Below are 5,373 nucleotides of genomic sequence, written 5' to 3'. Positions count from 1 at the left end.
TCGAATTTGTATGCCTACAAATAGGATAGCACATTTTGTTGAAGTTTCTTTATTTATCTAGCACAACGAGTTAACTTATCTTTATTATAGAATCAGAGAGGAATATCCGCCATGATAAAAAATCAAGAAATATGTTTGTTTTTCATGTTGTTTTTTCTATATTCAATATTTCATATCCTGCTGCATTCAGGTTCATACAAAGCAGTTCAGAAATTGCCCTGTCATCCTCGATCACCAGGATTTTATTATTCAACTGTATGTTCCTCCTCGGTATTCTCTGAACCTGTCCGAGAACTCCATGGTGCATACTCCGGCTCCTGCTGTTCAGGCGCCGCCTCGTCCTGTACCTGAGAAAACTCAGCATCCACTGTTTCCGCGGCTTCCACAGCCTCTTCCACAGCCGTTTCTGCTTTTTTGATGCCCCGGCGCATCAGCACCAGAAAAACAATATCTGTCACACCATTTGCAAGCATGACACAGCCTGCAAATATCATGGTATATTTCACCATGTCAAAAGGATCCACGATCATGGCAATACCCAGTCCAATAAAGACCAGACTGCCGATCATAAGAACCTTCCATTCGCCTCTTCCTATTTTTTTCAGCTTCAGACTCCCTTTCAGAACCCATATGGAATCCACCAGCACAAAAGTTCCCAGAAGAACCGGAAGAAGTTTTACTACGATCTGCGGATTAAAAAACAGAAAGATTCCGATCACAAGGATCATACCGCCGGACAGCAGGTCCAGAAGGGTAGCGTTCATCCTTTCCAGTACATAGATCAGAATATGATAAACACCTGCAAGGATCAGCACTACTCCAAATACAAATTTGCAAAGGATATTTACTGTATCCACAGGCATAAGGACAAAGCACAGACCAAGTACGGTATAAAGCACTGAAGTCACGATCTGTCCCTTTAATATTTTGTTTATTCTTTCCAGCATATGCACTTTCTCCTTTCACCACAGAAACTGCTTCAGTTCTGCTGCTCTTTTTTCTTAAGTCCCCGTGTGTTTTTTTCCACCATTTTACGAGGCACCATGATCTGATGCCCGCATCCCATGCACTTCAGCCGGAAATCAGCTCCCACACGAAGAATCTCCCAGTCCCTGCTTCCACATGGATGCCCCTTTTTCAGAGTAACAATATCTCCAAGTTCATAGATGTAGTCCATCTTTTTATTCTCCTTTAATCCTGATCTGCGAAAAAATCTGCCCGATGGGATCCTTGATCAAAAGATCCGCATTGCGGTCTCTCGGAGTAGGCGCCTTATTGATCACGATCAGACAGTCACCTCTAAAGTAATCAATCAGACTGGCAGCCGGATAAACTGCAAGGGACGTCCCTCCAATGATCAGTACCTGTGCCTGTGAAATAGCACGAACAGAATCCGTCAGAGTCTGATTATCCAGACCTTCCTCATATAAAACCACATCCGGCTTCACTATACCGCCACATTCACAGCGCGGCACTCCGGTACTGTTTTTTATGTAAGAAAAATCATAAAATTCCCCGCATTTCATACAGTAATTACGATATACGCTTCCATGAAGCTCCAGTACCTTTTTGCTTCCTGCCATCTGATGAAGATTATCAATATTCTGAGTGATCACTGCCTTCAGTTTTCCACATTTCTCCAGTTCTGCCAGTTTCAGGTGTGCAGCGTTAGGTTTTGCTGTATCGCAGAGCATTTTATCCCTGTAAAATTTATAGAACTCCTCAGGACGCCTCATAAAAAATGTATGACTCAGAATCGTTTCCGGAGGATAATCATATTTCTGATGATAAAGTCCATCCTGAGACCGGAAATCCGGTATGCCGCTTTCTGTAGACACACCTGCGCCGCCAAAAAACACGATATTGTCATGTTTATCAATAATCTCCTGCAATTTGATGATCTTATCCTCCATGTGTCATCCTCCTTATTTCTTCCGATTATTTCACCGGTACTGCATCTACCTGTTTGCCCTGTACCACAAATCTGGTGGCATCATTTCCTGTACAGGTAGAAAGAGTCACAATCTTATCCTTAATGGTCATTTCACCAGCCTCCGTCTGGATTTCAGAATAACCTTTGATATTATTCAGATACTGCTGAAATTCATCTCCCGGTCCCTTAAACAGGGTATAAGTGTCACTGTTTACACCGGTTACGTACGCTGAAACAATCTCATACCGGTAATTCATGTCCGGTGTAAGGATCCAGAAGTATTTGCTCTTCTTATATAATTCTTCATCCTGTGTGAACTTTTTCAGGTTTGCAAACATAGATCCGTTTTTCATATTATGGCCATAGATTATCGTATTGCAGTCACTGAAATCGCTGCTGTTTTCATAATCCACAAAAATTGTTCCTGCAAAATTGTAATTCTTTTCATAAGTCATATGAAGATAAGTTTCATTATCTTCTGCCTGGACTACCGGATAGTTGATATTGTCCAATGCTTCCATATAGATCCATCCTATCACATCCGTATTGATGCTCCTTAAGGTATCAAAATCTACATTAATCGGCGGAACCGGTCCTGAATCAGCCTGCTCCATATCTACCAGCTCCGGTTCTCTCTCGGTTACAGCCATCTGTTCAATTTCATTGTACTCGTCTGTACCTTTTTTATATTCTGAATAAATATGGAACAGATTGTATGCTGCAAAGCAAAATACAGCAATGGCTACGATCAGAGCCAATGTCAGGAGAAAATCTCCCTTTTTCTTTTTTTTCTTTGATCTGCCTGTGTTTTGTCTTCCCATGATCACACTCCCTTTTCTTTTCTTTATTATAATGTTCTGAAAGAATTCCTGCAACCAGTTTTATCCTTCCATCTGGCATTTCCGCTGACATAAATTATAGCACAGTTATCTGTAATTTTGTAAAACCTGATTATAACAAAACGGAGCAGTTCTTATTTATTCAAGAAAGCTAGTCCAAAATGCACTGATTTCCTAATAAATAAAAAACAAAAGTGCCTGAAATCAGACACTTTTGAAAGTAGCGGGGACAGGATTTGAACCTGCGACCTTCGGGTTATGAGCCCGACGAGCTTCCGAACTGCTCCACCCCGCGGCATATTATTATACGATTATTATATTACTTATGCACAAATTATATGCCTGTATTTTTTATTTGTCAAGTCTTTTTCTTCTTTTTTCTGAATTTTCCAACATTATAATCCAATGCTCCTGTTGGGCATACCTTTTTGCACTGACCACAGCGGATACATTCCGGATGATTTGGAGATTTTACCGGATCCACCTGCATTTTACATGTTTTTGCACAGGCTCCGCAATGGGTACACAGCTCCTGATCCACTCGATACCGAAATACAGAAACCGGCTGGAACAGTGAATAAACAGCTCCAAGAGGACAGATATACTTACAAAAAGGACGGTAAATAATCACTGAAAGAAACAGGATTGCCACAAGAAGTACATTCTTCCATGCATAAAGCCAGCCGATTGCTCCCCGCATTCCCTTATTAAGAAGTACCAGAGGAAGTCCTCCTTCCAATGTCCCTGCAGGGCAGATCAGTTTACAAAAATAAGGTGCCCCCTGCCCCAGAAGATCAACGACAAACATGGGCATCAGGATAACAAACACAAGAAGGATCACATATTTCAGTTTACGCAGAAGCTTATCTCCCCAAAATGTACTGATCTTTTTGGGAAACGGAATCTTATGCAAAAGATCCTGAATCAGGCCAAAAGGACAAAGCCAGCCGCAGACAAACCGTCCTGTAAGAGCACCTATAAACATCAGAAATCCTGCCACATAAAAAGCCAGTTTAAAATTCCAGCTTCCCACAACCGCCTGCATGGCTCCTACCGGACAGGAACCCAGAGCTCCGGGACATGAATAGCAGTTCAGCCCCGGAACACAAAGATTTTTCAGTTTTCCCTGGTAGATCCTTCCTTTTGCAAAGCCTGCCAGATAACTGTTGGAAAGAAACGCCCAGAGAATCTGAACTCTGTGGCGTCCCCATTCATTTGTACGTTTTTTCTTATCCAATGCCAATACACTCCATACAAATATTTACTGCTTTTTCAAAAACAACTGCCATTTCCCCTCGCCAGATCCCAAAAGCCATACAAATCAGCCCCAGGATAGTGATACTGATTCCGATCTTCATGGCAGTCCTGTCAGAGATCTCTGGCAGGACTCTGTTTTTTTTGCTTTTTTCTTTCATTTTTCCTCCTGTGCGGATTCCAGGTTTTCTAATTCTGTATGAATGACCTCTTCCCATTCCTCCAGGCTGCGGGCTCCGCTGTAAGTTTCACCTGTAATATTTCCATTTTTATCTACAAAGAAAGTCTCCGGATAAGCCTGAATCGAGGAAAGTCTTCCATTCATATACCCTGAATCCGGCAGCAGGAACGGGTATTCTGCTTTTGCCTTTTTTTGAAGAGTCTGAGATTTTTTGATTCCCTCCTCATCCTTTTCGCTGCTGTTTCCCGCATCCATCACAATACCAACGATCTGAACGCCTTTCTCTTCCATTTTTTTATCCAGCTCTGCAAGATATGGAATCTCATTTACACAAGGACCGCACCAGGTGGCAAAAATATTGACCATAGTAAGGTCTGCCTCCTGAAACAGCTTTTCTGTATATTCCTTTCCATTGATATCTTCTGTGGAAAAGCTTCCAATAGAATCACCGGCCTTCATTCCTTCACTGTTATTATAAGAAACCATAGGCGTGATCTCATATGTAATCTCTTTAATGGTTTCGACCAGTTCTGCATCTGCATCCTTCTTTGTGCTCAGATAGTAGCTGTATGCTTCGTCTTCACTTGTACCTATCTTTTCGTGTTCCGTGCAGCCGGTAATCTTATCCAGATCTTTTTCCAGTTCTTTCTGATAAACGCCAAGACATCCTATTACGCCCAGACTTTCTACCCATTCCCCATATTTTTCAGTATCTGCACTGATCTCTGCTTCCCGTTGCTCTTTAGTCATCGTGCTCCAGCTTACAAATCCATATTTCAGGCTGTTCCCATCTGAAGTAACCTCCGCACCCGGAAGCATGGCAATTTCTTCTTTCTCCATTTTTTCCAGAAGAAGCTGCGGAAGTTCAAAAGAAAGTCCCATATCTGCATAAGAATAACTTTCCAGGGCAGGCAGAACCAGATCAGAAGGACGTATCTTTTTTTCAGATTCCTTTTCTTCTGTTTTCTCTTTTGCAGCCTCTGCCGATACAGCGCCTCCTGTTACAGAAATCCCTCCCAGAGCAAGCACACCAGCCATAACCCATATGGATATTTTTTTATTCATTTTAATCATACAGAATATCTCCTTTCATTACAAAATCCATTTAGGCGTTTGCGAAACGCCACAAGCCGCATAAATACGGCATTTTAACTTTTATAAAACAA

The 5,373-nt window shown here is 41.8% G+C and carries 7 protein-coding genes and 1 tRNA gene; all 8 read right to left on the bottom strand.

Annotation, left to right across the window (positions count from 1 at the left end):
• Window positions 1-245 precede the first annotated feature (245 nt).
• Window positions 246-947, bottom strand: a complete 702-nt coding sequence (locus RDS42_RS12195) for a DUF308 domain-containing protein (RefSeq protein ID WP_308783899.1) — start codon at window positions 945-947, stop codon at window positions 246-248.
• A 32-nt stretch (window positions 948-979) separates the two neighbouring features.
• Window positions 980-1,177 (bottom strand): DUF951 domain-containing protein, encoded by a 198-nt coding sequence (locus RDS42_RS12190; protein WP_308783898.1) that lies wholly within the window; start codon window positions 1,175-1,177, stop codon window positions 980-982.
• Window positions 1,178-1,181: 4 nt separating this feature from the next.
• On the bottom strand, window positions 1,182-1,913 hold the full coding sequence (locus tag RDS42_RS12185) for an NAD-dependent protein deacylase (protein WP_308783897.1): 732 nt from the start codon (window positions 1,911-1,913) through the stop codon (window positions 1,182-1,184).
• Window positions 1,914-1,938: 25 nt separating this feature from the next.
• On the bottom strand, window positions 1,939-2,754 hold the full coding sequence (srtB, locus tag RDS42_RS12180) for a class B sortase (protein ID WP_308783896.1): 816 nt from the start codon (window positions 2,752-2,754) through the stop codon (window positions 1,939-1,941).
• A 239-nt stretch (window positions 2,755-2,993) separates the two neighbouring features.
• Window positions 2,994-3,067, bottom strand: a tRNA-Met gene (locus RDS42_RS12175).
• A gap of 63 nt (window positions 3,068-3,130) precedes the next feature.
• A complete protein-coding gene (locus tag RDS42_RS12170) occupies window positions 3,131-4,009 on the bottom strand; it encodes a 4Fe-4S binding protein (RefSeq protein WP_308783895.1) in 879 nt (292 codons plus the stop codon).
• A complete protein-coding gene (locus tag RDS42_RS12165) occupies window positions 4,002-4,187 on the bottom strand; it encodes a CD1871A family CXXC motif-containing protein (RefSeq protein WP_308783894.1) in 186 nt (61 codons plus the stop codon). Before RDS42_RS12165 ends, RDS42_RS12170 begins: the two co-directional genes overlap by 8 nt.
• The gene (locus RDS42_RS12160; RefSeq protein ID WP_308783893.1) at window positions 4,184-5,281 is read right to left on the bottom strand and encodes a TlpA disulfide reductase family protein; all 1,098 of its coding nucleotides are present in this window, start codon (window positions 5,279-5,281) and stop codon (window positions 4,184-4,186) included. Before RDS42_RS12160 ends, RDS42_RS12165 begins: the two co-directional genes overlap by 4 nt.
• Between the last annotated feature and the right edge of the window lie 92 nt (window positions 5,282-5,373).

The sequence above is a fragment of the uncultured Blautia sp. genome, assembly GCF_902497045.1.
GTDB lineage: Bacteria > Bacillota > Clostridia > Lachnospirales > Lachnospiraceae > Blautia_A.
The sequence above is the reverse complement of the archived record's forward strand: the minus strand, read 5'-3'. Positions and strand labels throughout refer to the sequence as shown.

Bases quoted from the DNA above. Each gene is read 5' to 3' on its own strand.
- RDS42_RS12195 (WP_308783899.1), bottom strand. From the start codon at position 947: ATGCTGGAAAGAATAAACAAAATATTAAAGGGACAGATCGTGACTTCA.
- RDS42_RS12190 (WP_308783898.1), bottom strand. From the start codon at position 1,177: ATGGACTACATCTATGAACTTGGAGATATTGTTACTCTGAAAAAGGGG.
- RDS42_RS12185 (WP_308783897.1), bottom strand. From the start codon at position 1,913: ATGGAGGATAAGATCATCAAATTGCAGGAGATTATTGATAAACATGAC.
- srtB (WP_308783896.1), bottom strand. From the start codon at position 2,754: ATGGGAAGACAAAACACAGGCAGATCAAAGAAAAAAAAGAAAAAGGGA.
- RDS42_RS12165 (WP_308783894.1), bottom strand. From the start codon at position 4,187: ATGAAAGAAAAAAGCAAAAAAAACAGAGTCCTGCCAGAGATCTCTGAC.
- RDS42_RS12160 (WP_308783893.1), bottom strand. From the start codon at position 5,281: ATGATTAAAATGAATAAAAAAATATCCATATGGGTTATGGCTGGTGTG.